The sequence below is a fragment of the Sorangium sp. So ce836 genome, from assembly GCF_028553905.1.
Taxonomy (GTDB): Bacteria; Myxococcota_A; Polyangia; order Polyangiales; family Polyangiaceae; genus Sorangium; species Sorangium cellulosum_D.
On sequence record NZ_CP102233.1, the window covers coordinates 4572149 to 4591134 of the forward strand.

Genomic DNA, 18986 nt, shown 5'->3' on the forward strand with positions numbered 1-18986 from the left:
GGTCTCCTGTCGCTGGCTCGGTCCGATTGTGTAAGGCGCTCTCACGAGCGCCGCAGCCCGGCGAGAGAAGGGCCCGTCACAGCGTGCGACAACTTGGATTGATGGAGCGCACGAGGCTGTCGGCGTTGCCGGCGATCTTCACGACGGCGGTCCCCATCGGGCACTTGACCCCGAAACCTGTGCCATTGGCGGGGCCGATGCCGGAGCCGACATTGAGGTTCATGTCGCTCATCTTCCACGCTTCGACCGTCTGGCACAGCAGCTCGACCCGGTAAGCCCGGTTGTCGTCGACCCAGACGTTGATCCCGACCAGGACCTGGCTCGCGGGGCAGATCACGCTGCCCGGCGATCCGCCGTTGCCGCCGGCGGTCACGGTCTGGAAGGCGGTGCCCAGGGTGCCGTCGCCGGCGAGCGGCGCGCAGATCAGGCCGACGCTGTCGAGCGAGCCGCCGCTCCGGCCGTGGACGCCGACAGCGATGTTGCCGTTCCCGCAATGGATGTCGTAAGAGATGTCGCCGGCGCCGCCGGCGCCGCCGGCGCCGCCGGTGCCGCCGTCGCCGCCCGTGCCGCCGGCGCCGCCCGTTCCGGCGCCGCCCGTGCCGCCGGCGCCGCCCATGCCGCCGTCGCCGCCCGTGCCGCCGTCGCCGCCCGTGCCGCCGTCGCCGCCCGTGCCGCCGCTGCCCGCGTCACCCCCGGCCGTACCGCTGCCGGCGGCGCCGCCGCCCGTCGCGCCGGCGGTGCCCGAGAAGTCGAGCTGGTCGACCCCCGAGATCGCGTTGCATGCCGCGCTCCCGCACGCGAGGGCGAGCGCCGCGGCCATCACCGTCGCGAGCGCCTCTGTCGTCCGGAATGCTGCGCGCTCTCTCATCAGAAGCTCCCGTGGAAGGTGACCTGGGCGGGCCCGGAGCTCGCCGGTCGTCGCGCCGGGAGTCGGCGACGAGGGCGGCCAGGACAGCCGGCCCAACCATACCTGCGAGGGTGGCCGGAAGGAACCTGATCCGAGCGCCCGTGCCGTCCTCGCCGCGTCGGCCGGGGCCACGCCATGGGCCTCGACGCTCCCGACGACGACGGGCTTGACGAGCCCGTCACCCCCTCGACGCGCCGAGCGAACGCTGGCGGACGCGTGAGCCCCCGTCACACGCCGGTCAGCCTGTCACGCGAACGCCTCGCGGAGCAGGCCGAGCAGGCGGTCCCAGTGCCGCTCCGACGCGGCCTGATCGTACACGGGCATGTCGCTCACCGCGAAGCCGTGCGTGGTGCCCGGATAGAGCTCGATCGCGTGCGGCACCTTCGCGGCGGCGAGCGCCGCCTCGAGGCGCGCCGTCACCTCGGCCGTGTGCGCCCGATCGCCCTCGGCGACTCCGATGTACACGCGGGCGCGCACGCTGGCCGCGATCTGCGCGGGGGTCGCCGGATCGGTCAAGAACCGGCCGCCGTGGAACGACGCCGCGGCCGCCAGCCGGTCGGGGAAGTTGCACGCCGCGCACATCGACAGCCCGCCGCCCAGGCAGTAGCCGTTGCTCGCGATCTTGCCTTTCGAGACGAGGGGCTGCCCGTCGAAAAAGTCGAGGAACGCGGCCGTGTCGCGCATGGCGCCCGCGTCATCGCAGGCGTTGACCAGCGCCATCAGGCGCTCGCGCTCCGACCCTCCGGCGAACACCGTCGCGGGCTCGAACGGCGCGTACGCGCCGGAGCGATAATACATGTTCGGCAACAGCACGTAATAGCCACTCGACGCCAGGCGATCCGCCATCGCGAAGAGCGACGGCCGCAGGCCCAGCCCGTCCATGTAAAACAGCACCGCAGGCCACGGCCCCTCGCCCCCGGGATGCGATACATAGGCGTCCGCGACGCCGTCCTTCGTCTCGATCTCGATCTTGGTTCCGTTCATCGCGCACCTCCACGGATACCCCTATATCGGCGCGCTGGCACCGATGCAACCAGCGTGGCTTTCCACGCGGAGCCGTGCCGTGCGCCGTCTCGATGAGGCCGCCGCTTCTCGCCCGGCGCCGAAGCGGGCTCCGGCTGCGCTCGCCCGCGCCAGGGGAGGACGGCGAGCCGGGCGTGAGCATGAGGGCACACATGTGAAACGTTGGCGGGAAACTGCTGTGCTTTGACGAGCTTTGGACAGCTGCATCGAAAAGATCGCGCCTCTCTGGCCATTGCGACAATCTTCAGGTGGCACGTCGACTCGATCACGGAAGCCGCCCGCGCCGGCAACGAGGCGTGTGAGAGGAAGCGGGGACGCCGGGAGCGCGTGAACCCTTCTGACGATGATGCTCGAGGTACATCTATCATGCGCAAGAATAACGTTCGTGTCCCCATGCCATGGGCCGCAGCGCGTCTGCGCTCTTTGCGCAGCTGCGCCCATGGGTTCGGATCGGTGACCAGGCACATCCTGCTGTCGTCGGCGCTCGTCGTCGGCCTCGTCCCCCTGGGGTGTGCCTCGGAGGGTCCCGAACAGCCCGATCGAGACGGCATCGACGAAGCGAGGCAGCCCATCGTCATCCCCTCGGGGTTCCAGCACCAGGTGATCGCGACGGGGCTCAGCCAGCCGACGGCGATGGCGATCGCGCCCGATGGTCGCATCTTCGTCACGCAGCAGACGGGGCAGGTGCGCGTCATCAAGAACAACGCGCTGCTCGCCGCGCCGTTCGTCACCGTCACGGTCGACAGCGTCAACGAGCGAGGCCTGGTCGGCATCACGCTCGACCCGAGCTTCGCGAGCAACGGTTACGTCTACCTCTTTTACACCTCGACCAGCGGCAGCACGCACAACCGCGTCAGCCGCTTCACGGCGAGCGGCGACGCGGCGGTGGCCGGCAGCGAGGTCGTGCTCGTGGACTTTCCCCCGCTCAGCGCGGCAGGCAACCACAACAGCGGCGCGCTCCACTTCGGCAACGACGGCAAGCTCTACGTCGCGCACGGCGACAACGCCGAAACGGCGCACGCCCAGGACCTGAACCACGCCTTCGGCAAGATCCATCGCTTCAACGCCGACGGCAGCATCCCCACCGACAACCCCTTCTACGGCACCTCCACCGGCCTCGCGCGCGCCATCTGGGCGTACGGCCTGCGCAACCCGTTCACCTTCTCCGTCGAGCGCGCGTCAGGGAAGATCTTCGCCAACGACGTGGGCGGGGGCGATCCGGAGGAGATCGACCTCATCACGCGTGGATCGAACTACGGCCATGGCGGCGGCCCCTCGCCGGTGCCGCCGGTGTACTCCTACCCGCGCGACGCCGGGCGCTGCGCGATCACGGGCGGCACCTTCTACAACCCCACGGTCGTGAATTTCCCGTCCTCCTACGTCGGCAAGTACTTCTTCGCCGACTACTGCTCCAGCCAGATCTGGTCCATGAACCAGGACGGCACGGGCGTCACCGTCTTCGCGGACGACTCGAACGGCGAGCTGAACAACCCCGTCGACCTCGACGTCGGCCTGGACGGCTCGCTCTATTACTTGCAGCGCGGCAGCGGCGCCAAGGTCGGGCGCATCTACATGGCGCAGCCGGCCTGCACCACGAACGCCGATTGCAGCGACGGCGACGTCTGCACCGGCGCGGAGACCTGCGTCGCCGGCCAGTGCAAGGCCGGCACACAGCTGAGCTGCGACGATAACGACCCCTGCACGACCAACGGCTGCAACGCCACGAGCGGCTGCACGTACACCGACAACGGCCAGTGCTGCACGAGCTCGGCGACCTGCAACGACGGCTCGACATGCACCACGGACTCGTGTGTGAGCGGCATGTGCCAGTACGTGGACAACGGTACTTGCAACAGCTGCGTCAAAATACGCTCGCAGCGCACGAACAACTACCTGGTGCTCGACGCCGCCAACAAGGTCGTTCCCGGCGGCACGCAGGCCGCCGCGCAGATCTTCGAGAAGGTGCCGTCGGGCGCCGCCTTCAAGTTCAAGAGCAGCTCCGGCAATTACCTGCGCGTCGTCGCCAACGAGCTCACGATGGACGCGACGTCGACGACCGCAGGCGCGTTCACCGAATACGACTGCTCGAGCGGCGGCCTCTACCCGAACGGCAAGGGCTACGCGGCGCTCACCGGCACGGCGCCGCACTGGAAGGCCACCAGCACCACCGGCCCGATCCGGAGCGGCGACGGCGGCAACGGCACGAGCTGCGCGACGGGAGACGCCACGTCCTGGGAGCGCTTCTATCTCGAGGCGACCGCCTGCGGCAGCGCCGGCCCCGCGTGCGGCGACGGCTCCTGCGACGCGGGCGAGACGTGCGGCAGCTGCGCGGCGGACTGCGGCGCGTGCAGCGGCACACCCGCCAAGCTGACGCTGGCCCACGTGAGCGACACCGGCGGCTGGTCGAGCGTGGCCGGCCTCGCCGACGGCAACCTGACCGCCAAGGTGAGCAGCGCGGTTTCGCCGAGCTGCGTCACCTACGATCTCGGCGGCTCCTACACCATCAGCTCGGCGCGCCTGCTCGAGGACAACGACGGCGCCTGGCATACCGACACCTGGAAGGTGCAGGTCCAGACCGGCGGCGGCTACGTGGACGCCTTCGCGTACACCGACACGCCGAGCGCGATGCCGGCCTGGAATACCGTGGACTTCGCCGACGTGCCCGGCGTCACGCGCGTGTCGGTCTGCATGCAAAACGTCGGCGGACCGGTCGAGCTCGCCGAGATCGAGATCTGGGGCTTCCCCGACGCGGGCCCGATCTGCGGCGATCGCGCCTGCAACGGCAGCGAGACGTGCGCGAGCTGCCCATGGGATTGCGACACCTGCATGGGGAGCCAGCTCGGCCTCGACGCGCGGCCGTCGAACGCCGCGTGCGTGGCCGGCAATGGCGCGATCGATCCGCCGGTCCTCCTCAGCGACCACCCCTGCTTCATCAGCGTCGCGAACCCGCCGGCGCTCGCTCCCGGGGTGATCCCGTACGCGATCGCCGAGCCGTTCTGGTCCGACGGCGCGCTGAAGTCGCGCTACCTCGCTTTGCCGAACGGCACGACGCTCGACGTGAAGGACGACGGCGACTTCGAGCTGCCGCCCGGGGCCGTCACGATCAAGAGCTTCCAGTGGCAGGGCCAGTACTTCGAGACGCGCTTCTTCGTGCGCTTCACGAGCGGCGCGTACGGAGCCTACACGTACCGGTGGAACGACGCGCAGGACGAGGCCTTCCTGGTCGATCCGATCGACGGCGCCTCCAAGACGCTCGCCGGCGGCCACGTCTGGAGCTACCCGACCGAAGCGCAATGCTTCGAGTGCCACAGCAGCGCCGCCGGTTTCAGCCTGGGCCTCGAGACGCGGCAGCTCAACGTGAGCCAGCTCTATCCGTCGACCGGCCGCACGGCGAACCAGTTCGACACGCTGAACGGCATCGGCATGCTGAGCGGCAACCTCACCAGCCTGCCGCCGTTCCCGCCGCACGCGCAGCCCGGCGCGTCGCTGCAGATGCGCGCCGACGCTTACCTGCACGTCAACTGCTCGAACTGCCACCGCCCGGGCGGCCCCGGCTACGGTACCGCGGACTATCGCTACGACACGCCGTTTGCCGGCAAGAACCTCTGCGACCAGGAGTCGATCCTGACCGACTATCCGGGGCTCGCGCTGATCGAGCCGGGCGCGCACGACGCGTCGGTGGTCTGGCTGCGCATGAGCCAGCGCTCGGCGAGCTTCATGCCGCCCATCGGCAGCAAGCTCGCCGACGATGAGGGCGCGGCGCTGCTAGAGCAGTGGATCGACGGCCTGACGGGCTGCCCGTAGGACGCCGCTCACGTGATATTCGGCGAAAGTCGATTCATGGGAAGAGGACCGCAAGGGCACATAGGGACGCACGAGGAAGAGAAGAATGCAATTGGGGAGGTTGTGCTGACACGGTGATCTTTCCGGCGTGAGCGCGATCCTGGGCGCCGCCGACAGCTCCTGCTGGGACTTAACGACATCCGGGACGGCCTCCAGGCGGCTCACGTCGACGAGCACCAGGACCTCTCGGCCGCTCTCCGCGATGCGCTGGGAGGCTGTGGCGATCGAGCGCGCGATCTCCTCTGAGAGGTCTCCATGGACCGCGACACGAAGGATCCGTTCGCCTTTTCGCGGAGCTCGAGGACACCGTGTCTGGGATCCGGGTCGTGCATGGCGCGCAGCATAGCCGCTCTGCATCGCGCCGCGACAGGGGTGTCCCGCCGCCGGAGCGGAGCGGCGCGCCTTCAAGGGGGAGCTCCAACCTCCATCGTACCCGCCGCGCCCACACCCGACCGGCTCCGCGACCGGACGCCGAGCCCGGCGGGGACGGCGCAAGGCGAGCCGCCCTGGCCCGCGGGGCACCCGCCTGCCCCGCCGCGGGGCGGCGCGCCGTGCTCCGGCTGAGCCGGATCGGTCGGCCTGTGACCGCGTCCAGCGCAGGAAGAGGTTTGCCGTTGCACGCTTGCGGCAGGTTTGATAGCCATCCTCTGACGCCGCGAGACCGTCCTCGCTCTCGACGGTCGTCCTCCCGGCCGCGGCGCGCGATCCCCACGAAGGAGCATGAGCAGATGCCTCAATTGAACGGCAACACCTGTGAAATCGACGAGCTTCCGGATGGTGTGACCGTGACCATCAAGGTGACGACGAACTCGAGGCACACGCAACGGATAACGGTGACTCGCAACGATGAGGTGTTGTGCGTCTTCGCGGGCTCTGGCGAGCGCAATGCCATGACGGGCCAGTCGACCATCGTCGCCAACTCGAGGGCGAAGCTGCAGGTGAAGTTCGAGTATCAAACGGACATCAACGCAGAGTGGCTCAAGTCGCGCCAGCTGAAATCGGGCGGTCCTTACACGATCGGCAGCTACAATCTCTTGGTGATCGTCGCCGAGAACGGAGACGACAGCGACTACAACGACAGCGTGCTCGAGCTCAGCTGGAGCACGCCCCTGTAGTCCTGGCGGGAGATCCGGAGGCGGGGCGCCGGGGCGGTTGACGGGCGGCCTGCGGGCTCCCTGAGCTCCGGCGGCGCGTCGTGCCAGGCTGGCGGAGCGGGAGCGCGGCAGCTCGCCACCGCAGCCGGAATCGCCCTCGGCTCCCTCCGGAAGGTCGAACGCGCCAAGATCAACGTGGGGGTCGCCGTCCTGGTGAACCTCACCGACGTGCTCGGCGCCCCACCCGGGGAGCTGTTTCGCCGGCGGGAGCTGCCGGAGGTCAAGCGAGGCACGCCGAAGGAAGCGCGAGCCCCTGGCGCAAACTAAGCATGGCGGAGCCTGGGTTGCGGATAGGTCGGCCTGCGAGAGAACTACAGCGGGAGCACCGCCGGGGAGGATTGTGATGGATATCCAGGATGTGCTGGTTGATTTCTACAGCGGGGCGCACACGGTCGATGTCGTAGCTGCGTGGGCCTATGTGGTCGCAAACCGACAGACCGTCCTTGAAAGTCTCGCTTCGTTCGAGAAGGCGTATGAGCGGCTCGTCGAGCTGCACGCGGCGGGCAAGCTCGGCGTCGGAACGGCCGACTTCTCGGCTGACAATCTCGAGCTGGTCAAGCGGATCAATCGGCTGGTTGCGCCGGGCTTGGACAGCGACGAAGCGCGTCGAGCCGCGCGAGAGATCCATGATTTGGCTGAACGGTGCGCGCGCGCGTTGAAAGAAAGTGACACATCACCGGCCGGACAGGGAGGTCAGTGACGTCGAAGCGGCGGGCAGCGGCTATGCGCCTGGTGCGCGCGCTCTCATTCATCGACAGCTCCGGCGCGGGTTCTATGCAGCCCAGAGGTTCCAAGAGAGCATGGCGGCCGCCGACCGCGGGAGACGCCGTCACCACAGGAGCGCCGGCCCGAGCTCTCCCAGGCGGGCCTTCCTGGCCTCGTAGTCGGGCATTACTCTGCCGAGCGTCGCCCAGAACTCCCGCCCATGGTGGTCGTGGATCAGGTGCGCGAGCTCGTGGGCGAGCACGTAGTCGATGAGGGCCCTCGGCGCCTGCACGATGCGCCAGTTGAGCCGGAGGACGCCGCGGGAGCAGCTCCCCCAGCGCTTCGCCTGGTCCGTCACGACGAGGCGCCGGCACGTCACCCCGAACTTCTGCGCCCACGGCGCGGCCCACGCGGGCAGGCGCTCCGCGGCGCGCCGCCTGTACCAGTCGAGCAGCGCCGCCCGCGCGTACGCGCCGCGGTGCTCGGGCGCGAGCCCCCGCGGGAGCAAAGCTCCTTCAGCCGGTCCCGCGAGTACGACGGCAGAACGGCGGCCAGCGTGGCGCTCCTGGAGGCCGTCACGGCCTCCACCAGCTTCTCCTTGCTCCGCCGATCCTGGACGTGGACGTCGAACGCGTCGGCGATGGAGATCAGCTCGTCGCGCGTGAGGTGTTCGAGAACGGTTCGCTTCTGCACCATCGGCACGACATCGCTCGACATCGCGCCGCAGCCCGTTGATCCGTCCGCCGGAACATCGCTGCGGGAAGCAAGCTGGAAGGGCACGGCATGCAGCAGCAAGAGAGACCGCAGGGGCGCAAGGGGCGCAAGGGAACGGTGATGGAAATCTATTCTTCTCTTCCCCTTGCGTCCCTTGCGCCCTTGCGGTCCTCTTCCAATGAGTTGATCTTCACGGGATTGATGGTGGCGATCGGCCAGCCTCGGGAGGTTCAGCCGGGAGAATGGGCGTGCCCGTTCACCATCGACGGCATCCCCGAGCCTCGGTCGGATCGAGGTCTCGGGATCGATGGCGTCTCGGCGCTCCTCAACGCCCTCCACGCCATCCGGTTCGCGCTCGAAGCTTCCGGGGTTCGTGTATCGTGGGAGGGTGGGGAGCCCGGGGGACGCGGGGTTCCCGAAGCTGACGCACTACGCCATCGGGGTCGCATTCTCCCAGAGGATGGAGCAGCTCATCGACGAGGAGATCCAGAAGCTCGTGGACGAGAAGAATGCGCGCGGGGGCCGGTAGCTCCGGGCTGAGATCGTCGACCAGGGGCGAGATCACGTCCGCAACCTGCGGATCGTGGGCGGCATCCACCTACACGGCGCCCTAGAATGCGCTCGCTCGCCACGCAATGAACGCCGGTGAACCTCGGCCCCTATCCCCGCCTCCTCAGCGACCGTCCGCCCGCGCCTCCCACTTCACCGAGCCGGCGATCTGCCTCGTGGTGACGTTGAAGCGGTTGAAGCAGTTGACCAGCGCGACGTGCAGGATCAGCCCCGCGAGCGCCGGCTCGTCGTAGTGCCTCGCCGCCTCCTCCCAGACGTCGTCGGGCACCGGATCCGCGCGATCGCTGAGCCTCGTCGCGGCCTCGGCGAGCGCCAGCGCGGCGCGCTCCGCGTCGGTGAAATAGGGCGTCTCGCGCCAGGCCGCCACGGCGAACATGCGCTCGTCGGTCTCGCCCGCCTTCTTGAGGTCGCGCGCGCCCACGTCGACGCAGAAGCCGCACCCGTTGATCTGGCTCACCCGCAGGTGGACGAGCTCGAGCGTCCGCGCCGGCACGCCGCTCTTCTTCGCCGCGCCGAGCAGGGCGTGGATGGGCTGCACGACTTCGGGCATGAGCATCGCGGGGTTCTTCATCCGTGCCTTCAACATGATCGTGATCCTCTCGAGGATAGGGGTGGGCTCGCCGACCGTGACCGGACGCTGAACGTCCGTTCGCGTCGTCACATCGGCGAGGGTTCGTTCGTCACAGCCATGACGAAGCGCGGCGAGGGAGTGTGACCGATGGATGAAAATTGTTGGCGGCCGGAGCGGTTCGAGGCCCACCGGGCCCGCGACCCGGAGCGCGAGGCGATGCTGGCTCGAGTTAAGGAGGCGTCGCGCAGCACGTCGCCGCCTGGTCAAGCGCAGCCGGAGAAGCTACCGTCGCCCTCGACACTGCCGCGGCGAGCGCGGGCCGCGCGGCGAGCACCTCCCTCGAGCTCGCACGATTCGCGCGCCGAGCTCGGCTGAGAGACGCTCCACCAGCGATTGCCGTCCACGAGGTACCGCGATGCAAGACGAAATGCAGGTCGAGGATTGGGGAGAGCTGTTCGTCACGCGCAAGTGCTGCGGCGCCGGCACGTGCCGGAACTACGCGCCGGAGCTCCTCGGCGAGGTGGTGCCGGCCAGCGACCTCCCGGAAGGCCGCCGCCTCTCGGTGCTGCCGGGCTCCTACGAGGCGGGCGCCTTCACGGGGGTGCTGCGGCAGCCGCGGAGCCAGGAAGATCTGATGGCGGCGCGGACGGCGGTCGCGGCGTGCCCGTTCGGCGCCCTCAAGCTCAAGCCGGGCGCGTCGCGGGTCCGCCGGGGCGCCCTCGGCTCGCCCTGGCGCGGTTTTCCGCGCCTCATCGAGGATCACGTCTGGATCGTCGGACAGCCATCCATCAAGAACATCAGCGCCCTGTCCTATTTCATCGAGCGGGACGGAGGCGGGGTGCTGATCGATCCCCCGAAGCCGAGCGAGGAGGTCTTCCGCTGGCTCGCGGAGCACGGCGGCGTGCGATGGCTCTTTCTGACGCACCGGGATCATGCGCACCACCACGCCGAGTTCGCCAGCCGCTTCCCGGGCTGCCGCCGCATCATCGGCGCCGCCGACGTGAACCTCCGCGAGACCGAGCACATGGCCTCGACCGGCGACGTGGAGATCAAGCTCGGGGACGAGCTCGGCGCGCTCTCCCCCGAGGGGGAGCCGCTCTCGAGAGAGGCGGCCAAGGAGGCCGAGATCGTGATCGTGCCGCAGCCCGGCCACACGCCGGGCTCGCTATGCCTCCTCTATCGAGGCCGCTTCCTGTTCACCGGCGATCACCTGAGCTATTCGCGCGTCTCGGGTCAGCTCGTGGCGCATCGATTGCAATGCTGGGAGGATTGGGAGCGACAGACCCGCTCGGTGCGTTATCTGCTCGCGGCGGCCGAGGCCGGATGGCTGAGGTTCGCGTGGGTGTTGCCGGGCCACGGGGAATGGGCCCGCCTGCCGGGCGAGGGGAGCGCGGCCGAGACGGCCGCCGAGCTCCGCCGCGTCATCGCGTCGATGGAGCAGAAGCCGAAGGGGCATACGCCGCTGGGCCGCTGGATCCTGTACGCTCAGGGCCGGATCGCGCCCGAGGGCAGGCTCGGCCGGGCGGTGCGCGCGATCGGCGGCGGGAGCGACGCCTGGGTATTGCCGCGCGGCGCGCGGAGCTCGCTCACCGATTTCGATCCCGACAAGACGGCGGTCGCCCTGCGCCGGCTCTATCTCCTCGGTGCCACCGCCCTCCTGGCCACCGCCGGGACCGTATGGCTCGCCGCGCGCCGGGACACGCTCCAAACACGCTGAGCTCATCGCGGGGATCTTCCTCCGTGCCTTCCGCAGGATCGTGATCCTCTCGAGGGGGAGGGGTGGGCTCGCCAACGTGACCGGACGCTGAACGTCCGTTCGCGTCGTCACATCGGCTAGGGTTCGTTCGTCACAGCCATGACGAAGCAGGACGAGGGAGTGTGACGGATGGATGAACATCGTTGGCTGGCGGAGCGGTTCGAGGCCCACCGGGCCCATCTGCGGGCGGTGGCGTTCCGGATGCTCGGCTCCGTGGGCGAGGCGGAGGACGCGGTGCAGGAGGCATGGCTCCACCTGAGCCGCGCCGACACGAGCGGCGTCGAGAACCTGGGCGGGTGGCTGACGACGGTCGTGGCGCGGGTGTGCCTCGACATGCTGCGCTCGCGCAAGGCGCGGCGCGAGGAGCCGATGGCCGCGCCCGACCCCGCCGCGGACCGCGAGGCCGGGACCGACCCCGAGCGCGAGGCGGTGCTGGCCGACTCCGTCGGCCTCGCGCTGCTCGTGGTGCTCGACACGCTGACCCCGGCCGAGCGGCTCGCGTTCGTGCTGCACGACCTGTTCGCGGTGCCCTTCGAGGAGATCGCCACCATCGTGGGCCGCTCCCCGGCCGCGGCGAGGCAGCTCGCGAGCCGCGCCCGCCGCCGCGTGCAGGGGGCGCCCCCGTCCCCGGACGCCGACGTCGGCCGCCAGCGCGAGGTCGTCGACGCCTTCCTCGCGGCCATGCGCGGCGGCGACTTCGACGCGCTCGTGTCGATCCTCGACCCGGACGTCGTGCTCCGCGGCGACGCCACGGCCGCGCCCCCGGCCGGCAAAGAGGTCCGCGGCGCGCGCGCCTGCGCCAAGCAGGCGCTCTCCGGCGCGCGCGGCGCCAAGCTCGCCCGGCCTGCGCTCGTGGACGGCGCGGTGGGCGTCGTCTTGGCCCCGCGCGGGCGGCTCTTCCGGGTGCTCCGGTTCACGCTCGCGCAGGGGAAGATCGCCGGGATCGACGTCATCGGCGACCCCGAGCAGCTCCGCGATCTCGACCTGTCGGCCCTCGACGACGGACCGCACCCGGAAACCTAGAGCCGGTCGGCGACGCGGATCGCCGCTCCCGAGGGGCGGCGCGAGCGGCCGTGAGCTCCTGCCGCCCGGCCGCCACGATCTGCGGGATCGCGTCCATCCTTGGAAAACCTGTTTGAAAGGGGACGCCGGCACTACGACGTGGACGCTCGGGCTTGGTCTCCGGGCTGGTGCCGCTCGAGCTGCGGCACGAAGCGTGCTTGGACTCCCGGATGATGTCCTCCAGGGTCGGAGAGAATGAAGTTTCCGACATCCAGACGTTCTTCCAGCACATCGATGTCTGCGCCCCCGTGGACCACCCCGGAAGGAGATGCAGCCTGAGAGGGCCTGGGCCGAACGCTGAAGTGGAGCTTGCTTGATGGCTGACATGAAGCAAGCGCACGGCGAACGAGGCAACCAAGGCGACGGTCCGGCGCGGGATGGCGCGATCGACGACGGCGACGGCGACCACGTGGGCGTCCTCGCGGACGAGGAACATCCTCACCGCGCGGCCCTCCGTCGCCTACCGCTCCTGTTCAAGGTGCTCGTAGGTCCCTCCTGGGGGAGCCTCGCGGCGCTCGTCCTCTTTCAGGCGCTCGCTGGGGCTACCCCCAGCCTCACGGTCTGGCTGAACGCGATGATCGTCGACAAGATCGCTGGCGCCGGACCCAAGACCTCGTACGAGCTCTTGGCCTACTCGGCGTTGCTCCTGGCCGTCTTGGTCGTTGTGTTGAACGCTCTCGGAGACGTCCTGGAGGCGATGGAGGGCTTCGTCGGCGACTCGTTCAAGGATCGTGTACGCAGGAACGTGTCGCTGAAGATCAACGAGGAGATATCGAAGCAACCGCTGCTCACCTTCTTCGATGAGCCGAGGTTGAATCATCTGGTGATCCTCGCGCGCCGCAGCCTGAGCTCGATCAACGAGCTGGTCCATACGTCGTCCTATACGCTGATGGGCGTCCTGGGCATGATCCCGGCGCTCGTCCTGGCAGCCAGCTTGAAGTGGTGGATCCCGCTGGTGCTCGTGTCGAGCATGACCCCCGTGCTGTACGCGAAGGCGACCAACGAGCGCAAGAGCTGGGACATCGAGACCTTTCACGCGTCCACGTTCAATCGGCTACAGCTCGGCGAGCGAATCCTCACGCAGCAAGAGTTCGCGAAGGATCTCAGGCTCTTCGCCATGCAGGAGTGGGTCCTCCGGCGGTGGAGCAGCTTGTACGAGACGTTCCTCAGGGATCTCATGGCCGTCCGCAAGAGAGGAGCGTATCAGATATCGCTCTGGTCTCTGCTGAGCGGCCTGGGCATGTCGGTCCCGTTCGTGTACGTCGTCAAAGAGGCGCTGAATGGAGGCTTCACGGTCGGAGACGTGTCGCTGCTCATCGGCGTCATCGTACAGATACGAAACGGGCTGGCCGTCACCATCTATAACGGTGGAGACATCATCGGCGCCCTGCTGGCGACCAAGCCGTTGACCGAGCTGCTGAACCTGCCCGAGCCGCCGCGCGGGGACGCGCGCCCGGAGGCAGAGCGGTATCCTGTCCCGGGGATCCGGCTCAAGGACGTATCCCTGCGGTATGCTGGCAGCGCGGAGCTCGCGCTTCGGGACGTGAACCTGCTGATCGCTCGAGGAGAGAAGATCGCCGTCGTCGGAGAGAACGGGTCGGGCAAATCTACCCTGGTGAAGCTGATTTGCGGGTTCTACCGCCCGACGTCGGGACAGATCCAGTGGGACGGAGCCGCCGCGAACCTCGATGCCAGCGACGGGCGCGGAGACACGAGCAGGATATGCGCCGTCTTCCAGGATTTTGCGAGGTTTCCCCTGTCCGTTCGTGAAAATGTCGATGTGCGGCAAACCGGGGCCAGCGATGATGACATCAGGTTGGCCCTGAAGAGGGTCGGGCTCGGTGGTCTCGCGGGAGAGCTCGACACGGTCCTCTGGAAGGGCGTCGATGGGGGGACCGAGCTCTCGGGGGGGGAGTGGCAACGGCTCGCCATCGCGAGGGCGCTCTTGAACGCGAGGACGGCCGATCTGCTCATCTTCGACGAGCCCACGTCCGCGATCGACCCGGATGCAGAGCACCACGTCATACAGCTCATCCGCGAGATGATGGGCGGGAAGACGTCGATCGTGGTGAGCCATCGGCTGGCGCTCACCCGCTTCGTGGACCGGATCGTCGTGCTGGAAAAGGGGCGCATCATCGAGGCGGGATCGCACCGAGAGCTCATGGGGCTGAAGGGCAAGTATCACGAGATGTTCACAAAGCAGGCCAGCTACTACGTGGACTGAGCCGGCGGCGGCCGCCTCGTCATCCGGACGCGGAGGTCCGGGCCGACGGGCTCACGAAATTCGACCCGGAGGCTGCCGGGAGCCTCCGGGGAGAGTTGAAATTCAACCCGGAGGCTGCCCGGAGCGTCCCCGGAGAATTGAAATTCAACCCGGAGGCTGCCCGGCGCGTCCCCGGAGAATTGAAATTCAACCCGGAGGCTGCCGGGAGGTGGTGGTCAAAATTGACCAACCGAGCCCGCACCGCCTTGACGAGCGACGCCCCCCGAAGCGCAGCGTCCTCTCCCGCGCACCGTCCGCCCCCTTCTCCAGGATGAGCCGCACGCGCGCAGCGACCCCACCACGGGGCTGGCGCTGTCCGTCAGCGCTCGCGACTGACCGCGCAGAAGAGCCGCTAAACAGGCTGTAATCGCGCAAGATGGATATGACAGTCCACATCATAGCTACACGAAAACTCCGGGAAACATAGGCTTTCTGTGCTACATTGCAGGGTACTTAGCAAAGCGCCCTGCCCCCGGCTGGTCCCCGGAGACAGGGCTGCGGAACGCCGAGCGGTTGGGCCGCCCTGCGCACGACGCACGTGCAGCATGGGCCCCCGCTTGGGGAGAGGCAAGGCCCTGCATGGCACACGTGCTGCCGATGACGAAGCGCGTCGAGGTCGTGGCTCATCTTGTTGAGGGAGCGGGCATCCGCCCCACGTCACGGCTCACGGAGGTGTGCAAGCCGGCGATCTTGGCGCTGCTGCTTCGCGTCGGCGAGGGCTGCGAGCGGCTGCACAACCGGCTGGTGCGCGACGTCGACTGCCGCGCGGTGCAGGTCGACGAGATCTGGAGCTACGTGCAGAAGAAGCAGGCGCGCGTGCAGCCAGGCGACTCGCCCGAGGTCGGTGAGGCATACGTCTTCGTCGGCATGGCGAGCGCGTCGAAGCTCGTGATCTCGTACCGCGTGGGCAAGCGCGACGAGGAGAACACGCGCGCCTTCATCGCGGATCTGCGCGCCCGGCTGGTGACCGTCCCGCAGCTCTACAGCGACGGCTGGCAGCCCTACATCGCCGCGGTCGGCGACTCGTTCGCGGGCTCGGTCGACTACGCCCAGGTCGTCAAGAACTACAGCCGGAAGGCCAGGCGCGACGACGATCACAGGTACGAGCCGCCGCGCGACCCGTTCATCACGCGCACGCCCGTCTACGGCGTGCCCGACGTGAAGCGCGCCAGCACGAGCCACGTCGAGCGGCAGAACCTCACGATCCGCATGCACATCCGCCGCTTCACCCGGCTCTGCAACGGCTTCAGCAAGCGCCTGCCGCACCACAAGGCGGCTGTCGCGCTGCACATGGCGTTCTACAACTTCTGCCGCCCGCACGAAGCCCTGCGCGTCACGCCCGCCATGGAGGCCGGACTGACTGATCACGTGTGGAGCATCGAGGAGCTCGTCGCCCTGGCGCTCTCCGAGGCACCCGCGGAGCCGCCGAAGCCGAAGGCGCTCAAGCTGCCTGAGCCGCCCGCGGGAGCGCCTACGGCGCCCGCCAGGGCCCTGCCGAACGGCCGGGGCTTCCTCCGGTTGGTTGGGTCCGCTCCGGCTGCGCCTGTGGCGCCCACAGAGCCGGAGCCGCCGCCCGCCCCGAAGCCGAGGCGGGGGCAGCTCTCGTTGTTCGGTGACCTGGACGACTAGCTACGCCGATAGCGGCGCGGTCGCTCTACGCGACGCAGGCTCGGATCGAGGGGCGGAGGGAAGCCCGGACCGAAGATGGGCAGAACGAGCTGCCTCATCGACCGGTGCAGCTTCACGCGCGGCGGTTCGTCCGAAGTGTCGAACGAGAGCTTGAAGAGAAGAAGATGACCAGTTGAAGTCTGCGAATGGACAGACTTCATGTGACGTCGAGGGGCCATGATTGCTCCGCTGGCAAAAAGCGGATCAAGCCCCTTGACGTCTGCACCTAGCTTAGTCTAGATACAGATTCGGATGCGGTGGGGCCTAATCCACCGTGACGACGCTTCGGTGTCGGGACGGAGCCAGCGGTCGCTACCCGCTGGCTTTTGTCTTTTCCGCTACCTGGGCGACGTCAGTTGCCGGATGCACCCTACACACGCGTCGCTCCGACCGTCAAGCGATCGCGACACGCCCGGCGCTGCCTGGGGCATCATGCCCTATCTAGTTTTGAGCAGCAATGCTCACTTGTTAGTTTCTGCTAACAGCTACATTGTGCTGTAGTTTCGAGTATATAGCGCCTGGCTTGCTCATCGGCGCCACCGCCGAAGCTTCAGCGCCAGCGCTTCGCGGGCGATCCTGAGCCGGCTCGCCGCTGTGCCGGGGTGCATGCCGCGGGACCGCGCGTACGCGACGAGCGACTCCGGAAGGTCCACGGCGAGCAGGATCTCCCGCTGCCAGTCCGGCAGGTGCGCGAGCGCCTCCAGCGTTTCGCGCGCCTGGAGCTGTGCCTCAAGGCTCGGGCCGGTGTGTTCGCGCAGCAGGCCGAGCGGCTCCGCGTGCAAGACGGCGCGGCGCGTCCACGCGCTGTCGAAGTAGTGCGCGGCCTGCCGCCAGGCGATGCCGTGCAGCCACTTCCGGAGCGCGTCGCGCGGCTTGTCCCTCGGGTCGGGCCGGTACTTGCCTCGCTTCACGGAGCGCCACGCGCCGAGGAGCACCTGCTGCTCGACGTCGGCGCGGTCGCGCTTCGGGATGCCCGCGAGCGTGGCGAGCACGATCCCGCGTTCGGCCAGGATCGCCTCCATCGTCGGCTTCTTCCGGGGATGTCGTGCGGCAGGCGGGCGGCGAGCTCCCTTCCGCCGCTTCGTCACCCGGCCCTCCCGCATGTCGGGCACCTGCCGGCGACGACGGGCCGGCCGAGGATCTGGTCGAGGCTCACCCCCGCGGCCTTCGCGGCGCGCAGGGCCATCGCGTGCGACCCGCCGTTGCCGCTGGCGAGCTGCTGGAGCGTTCCGGCGCTGACGCCCATCACCTCGGCGAGGCATGCCCAGGTGCCGTAGAGCGAACGCAGGGAGCGGACCGCGGCGCGGAGCCGCATGCGCTCCGCCTCAGTCAGGCGGAGCGCGGGGGAACGGGGACGGCGGCGGCGCGCGGGCGCACCTTCGCCTTGCCCACCATCGGATGGGATCAGGTACAACTGCATCGTCGGACCTCGCGTGATCGGGGTTCGGCCACGCAGCCCGGGGTGCTCGTAACACCCGCGGGCTGCACTTCCTGGCGGCCGACCCTACGCGGCGAGATCCCTAGTCGCCACGGTCATCGGGCAATGTTGACCACTGCGGGTCAAAACTGACCATTACCTGCCGGGAGCCTCCGGGGAGAATTGAAATTCAACCTGGAGGCTGCCCGGCGCGTCCCCGCGCCCGGCCCGCCAAGACCCCAGCCCCGCCGGCCAGGCCGCGGCTCGTGCGCCTGCCGCGCGCGCCGGGCCCCCGCGTCACGTCTCCAGATCCCGCTTCAGCCGATCGAGCAGGTCGACCGCGGCGGACGCGTAGCGGCTGATCCACCGGTCGTGGATCCGCTTGACGGGCAGCACGTTCAGGTAGTTCCAGCGGTGGCGCCCCTCGCGCTTGACGATCACCAGCTCGGCCTTCTCGAGCACGCCGAGGTGCTGCATCACCGTGCAGCGATCCCAGTCGGCGAAATGAGCGCAGAGCTCGCCCGTGGTCTTCGGCCCGTCCTTGAGCAGGTCCAGGATCTCTCGCCGCCGACCGTCGGCCAGCGCCTTGAAGACGAGGTCGTCCGGGTCCGCGCTTGACATGTTATAAGAATATAACATGATGAGGGGGCGGTCAATCGCCGCGCGAAGCTGGGTCCGTACGGGCGGCGCACCGGTGCGTCCGCGCGCCGATGTTTTCGGGCGCGGGCGCCTCGGTGTGCCCGCGCGCCGGCGCGCCGGTGCACCCGCGCGTCATGCGCGGTCCGCGGCCGAGGCATCGCCGCGACAAGGAGGCGTCATGGAGCTCAAGTTTCAGGTGCAGACGAAGGTTCAGAAGCCCGTCCACGAGGTCTTCGATGCGGTCTACAACCCGAAGAAGCTCAGCGGGTATTTCACGACGGGCGGCGCGAGCGGCCCGCTCGACGAAGGGAAGACCGTGATGTGGAGCTTCGCCGATTTCGACGGCGGCAAGCCGTTCCCGGTCTACGTCAAGCAGGTCATCGCCGACAAGCTCATCGCCTTCGAGTGGGCGGCCAGCGAGCCCGGCGACGGCGGCGACGGGAAGCCGGTGAACGCGCTGCCCTACAACACGCGGGTCGAGATGCACTTCGAGGCCCTGGGCCCGAGCTCGACGATGGTCCGGATCGCCGAGTCGGGCTGGAAGGAGACCGAGCAGGGATTGCAGTCCTCTTACGGCAACTGTCAGGGCTGGATGCACATGGCCTGCTGCCTGAAGGCGTACCTCGAGCACGGCATCAACCTGCGCGAGGGCTCGTTCTGAGCGGGAAGCCCGGCCGCGGCCCCTGGCCCGCGG

At 68.8% G+C, this 18986-nt stretch carries 16 protein-coding genes and 1 pseudogene; 10 read left to right on the forward strand and 7 right to left on the reverse strand.

Annotated features, from left to right (window positions below; all coding sequences use genetic code 11):
• Positions 1 to 76 precede the first annotated feature (76 nt).
• Together NQZ70_RS16835 and NQZ70_RS16840 are read right to left on the reverse strand one after the other, a co-directional pair.
• On the reverse strand, positions 77 to 868 hold the full coding sequence (locus tag NQZ70_RS16835; protein WP_272828536.1) for a hypothetical protein: 792 nt from the start codon (positions 866 to 868) through the stop codon (positions 77 to 79).
• A 285-nt stretch (positions 869 to 1153) separates the two neighbouring features.
• A complete protein-coding gene (locus NQZ70_RS16840; protein WP_129575116.1) occupies positions 1154 to 1891 on the reverse strand; it encodes a dienelactone hydrolase family protein in 738 nt (245 codons plus the stop codon).
• A gap of 492 nt (positions 1892 to 2383) precedes the next feature.
• On the opposite strand from NQZ70_RS16840, the gene NQZ70_RS16845 reads away from it, so the two are divergent.
• The 3 genes from NQZ70_RS16845 to NQZ70_RS16855 all read left to right on the forward strand — a co-directional run bounded on the left by NQZ70_RS16845 (position 2384) and on the right by NQZ70_RS16855 (position 7627).
• Positions 2384 to 5734, forward strand: coding sequence for a PQQ-dependent sugar dehydrogenase (locus NQZ70_RS16845; protein WP_165374006.1), 3351 nt, complete (start codon positions 2384 to 2386; stop codon positions 5732 to 5734).
• Positions 5735 to 6501: 767 nt separating this feature from the next.
• On the forward strand, positions 6502 to 6888 hold the full coding sequence (locus tag NQZ70_RS16850; protein WP_129575118.1) for a fucose-binding lectin II: 387 nt from the start codon (positions 6502 to 6504) through the stop codon (positions 6886 to 6888).
• A 382-nt stretch (positions 6889 to 7270) separates the two neighbouring features.
• A complete protein-coding gene (locus NQZ70_RS16855; protein WP_129575119.1) occupies positions 7271 to 7627 on the forward strand; it encodes a hypothetical protein in 357 nt (118 codons plus the stop codon).
• Between the two features lie 129 nt (positions 7628 to 7756).
• Here the strand turns inward: NQZ70_RS16855 and NQZ70_RS16860 are convergent, their stop codons facing one another.
• On the reverse strand, positions 7757 to 8140 hold the full coding sequence (locus tag NQZ70_RS16860) for a M48 family metallopeptidase (protein WP_165374007.1): 384 nt from the start codon (positions 8138 to 8140) through the stop codon (positions 7757 to 7759).
• A gap of 407 nt (positions 8141 to 8547) precedes the next feature.
• On the opposite strand from NQZ70_RS16860, the pseudogene NQZ70_RS53380 reads away from it, so the two are divergent.
• Both NQZ70_RS53380 and NQZ70_RS16865 read left to right on the forward strand, forming a co-directional pair.
• A pseudogene (locus NQZ70_RS53380) lies at positions 8548 to 8703 on the forward strand (DUF6968 family protein); the annotation flags it as partial.
• Positions 8704 to 8719: 16 nt separating this feature from the next.
• Positions 8720 to 8875: a hypothetical protein gene (locus tag NQZ70_RS16865; RefSeq protein WP_207217870.1), complete on the forward strand. Its 156-nt coding sequence runs from the start codon at positions 8720 to 8722 to the stop codon at positions 8873 to 8875.
• A 144-nt stretch (positions 8876 to 9019) separates the two neighbouring features.
• Here NQZ70_RS16865 and NQZ70_RS16870 read toward each other — a convergent pair whose 3' ends face one another.
• On the reverse strand, positions 9020 to 9499 hold the full coding sequence (locus tag NQZ70_RS16870; protein ID WP_129581397.1) for a carboxymuconolactone decarboxylase family protein: 480 nt from the start codon (positions 9497 to 9499) through the stop codon (positions 9020 to 9022).
• Between the two features lie 403 nt (positions 9500 to 9902).
• Here NQZ70_RS16870 and NQZ70_RS16875 point away from each other — a divergent pair, with 403 nt between their 5' ends.
• The 4 genes from NQZ70_RS16875 to NQZ70_RS16890 all read left to right on the forward strand — a co-directional run bounded on the left by NQZ70_RS16875 (position 9903) and on the right by NQZ70_RS16890 (position 16197).
• Positions 9903 to 11204, forward strand: a complete 1302-nt coding sequence (locus NQZ70_RS16875; protein WP_129575121.1) for an MBL fold metallo-hydrolase — start codon at positions 9903 to 9905, stop codon at positions 11202 to 11204.
• Positions 11205 to 11372: 168 nt separating this feature from the next.
• Positions 11373 to 12266, forward strand: coding sequence for a sigma-70 family RNA polymerase sigma factor (locus NQZ70_RS16880; protein WP_129575122.1), 894 nt, complete (start codon positions 11373 to 11375; stop codon positions 12264 to 12266).
• 364 nt (positions 12267 to 12630) lie between these two features.
• Positions 12631 to 14529, forward strand: coding sequence for an ABC transporter ATP-binding protein (locus NQZ70_RS16885; protein WP_207217872.1), 1899 nt, complete (start codon positions 12631 to 12633; stop codon positions 14527 to 14529).
• A gap of 636 nt (positions 14530 to 15165) precedes the next feature.
• On the forward strand, positions 15166 to 16197 hold the full coding sequence (locus tag NQZ70_RS16890) for an IS1 family transposase (protein WP_129581398.1): 1032 nt from the start codon (positions 15166 to 15168) through the stop codon (positions 16195 to 16197).
• A gap of 566 nt (positions 16198 to 16763) precedes the next feature.
• Here the strand turns inward: NQZ70_RS16890 and NQZ70_RS16895 are convergent.
• The 3 genes from NQZ70_RS16895 to NQZ70_RS16905 all read right to left on the reverse strand — a co-directional run bounded on the left by NQZ70_RS16895 (position 16764) and on the right by NQZ70_RS16905 (position 18274).
• Complete coding sequence (locus tag NQZ70_RS16895) at positions 16764 to 17324, reverse strand: RNA polymerase sigma factor (protein WP_129575124.1); 561 nt, start codon at positions 17322 to 17324, stop codon at positions 16764 to 16766.
• Positions 17321 to 17551 carry a transcriptional regulator gene (locus NQZ70_RS16900; protein ID WP_237244456.1) on the reverse strand — a complete coding sequence of 77 codons (231 nt, stop codon included), beginning with the start codon at positions 17549 to 17551 and terminating at the stop codon, positions 17321 to 17323. The genes NQZ70_RS16895 and NQZ70_RS16900 overlap by 4 nt, the downstream gene beginning before the upstream one ends.
• Positions 17552 to 17950: 399 nt before the next feature.
• Complete coding sequence (locus NQZ70_RS16905; RefSeq protein ID WP_020735210.1) at positions 17951 to 18274, reverse strand: helix-turn-helix domain-containing protein; 324 nt, start codon at positions 18272 to 18274, stop codon at positions 17951 to 17953.
• A gap of 196 nt (positions 18275 to 18470) precedes the next feature.
• Here NQZ70_RS16905 and NQZ70_RS16910 point away from each other — a divergent pair, with 196 nt between their 5' ends.
• Positions 18471 to 18953: an SRPBCC domain-containing protein gene (locus tag NQZ70_RS16910; protein WP_129575126.1), complete on the forward strand. Its 483-nt coding sequence runs from the start codon at positions 18471 to 18473 to the stop codon at positions 18951 to 18953.
• Positions 18954 to 18986 lie beyond the last annotated feature (33 nt).